Origin of the sequence: Shewanella decolorationis S12 (genome assembly GCF_000485795.1) — a bacterium.
Classification (GTDB): domain Bacteria; phylum Pseudomonadota; class Gammaproteobacteria; order Enterobacterales; family Shewanellaceae; genus Shewanella; species Shewanella decolorationis.
Genome location: NZ_AXZL01000006.1, coordinates 1 through 410 on the forward strand (window position 1 = coordinate 1; position 410 = coordinate 410).

Consider the following 410-nt stretch of genomic DNA (forward strand, 5'->3'; position numbering starts at 1 on the left):
TTGGTAAGAAACTGCTCCATGCGTTTCTTACACACGGCACATCCATGTGCCTGAGTGTTCACACAGATTTGCTTGATAGAAGATAGAGTAAAGATGAATTGGCCTAGGTTAATTTATCAATAAGATGGGTCTGTAGCTCAGCTGGTTAGAGCGCACCCCTGATAAGGGTGAGGTCGGTGGTTCAAGTCCACTCTGACCCACCAATCCTTCCTTCTCTGCGTTGGAAAGTGACTCGTTTAGTGAACTAAACGTCGCCACTGTCCGCCTTGATAAGAAACGATTGGCAAACCAATCCTTTAAGAGGTTTGGGACATCTGATACTCGCACTGCATGTAAATGGGGCTATAGCTCAGCTGGGAGAGCGCCTGCCTTGCACGCAGGAGGTCTGCGGTTCGATCCCGCATAGCTCC

2 tRNA genes are annotated in these 410 nt (G+C 49.0%); both read left to right on the forward strand.

Annotated features, from left to right (window positions below):
- The first annotated feature begins 126 nt into the window (after positions 1-126).
- Positions 127-203: transfer RNA gene (locus SHD_RS00875), tRNA-Ile, on the forward strand.
- 135 nt (positions 204-338) lie between these two features.
- Positions 339-410, forward strand: a tRNA-Ala gene (locus SHD_RS00880).